The 249-nt window shown below is 69.9% G+C and carries 1 protein-coding gene; it reads right to left on the bottom strand.

Translation table 11 applies throughout. The features are described from left to right. Positions 1–210: hypothetical protein (locus RRF55_RS27560; protein WP_439419237.1), on the bottom strand; the 210-nt coding region annotated here is incomplete at its 3' end. Positions 211–249: the final 39 nt, after the last annotated feature.

Genomic DNA, 249 nt, shown 5'->3' on the forward strand with positions numbered 1-249 from the left:
CGCCAGAATCTGGCTGCGCATAGGCCGCACCAACAGCTGCTGGCTGAACCAGGCGACCAGCCATCCCGGTGTACCGGCTCCGCCCGGCGGCAGCGCGCGCAGATGATAGTGCCGCCCTTCGGTGCCGGCGATCTCGCGGCGCCACGGCTCAGCATCGAAGGCGGCCTTGAGATCCGTGGGGAAGCTGGCAGGGGTGTCATGGACCGCCATGAACGCATTGCGCGGTGGCGACCAGGCCCCACTCGCGGC

It is taken from the genome of Klebsiella sp. K47 (assembly GCF_051858335.1).
Classification (GTDB): domain Bacteria; phylum Pseudomonadota; class Gammaproteobacteria; order Enterobacterales; family Enterobacteriaceae; genus Klebsiella; species Klebsiella pneumoniae.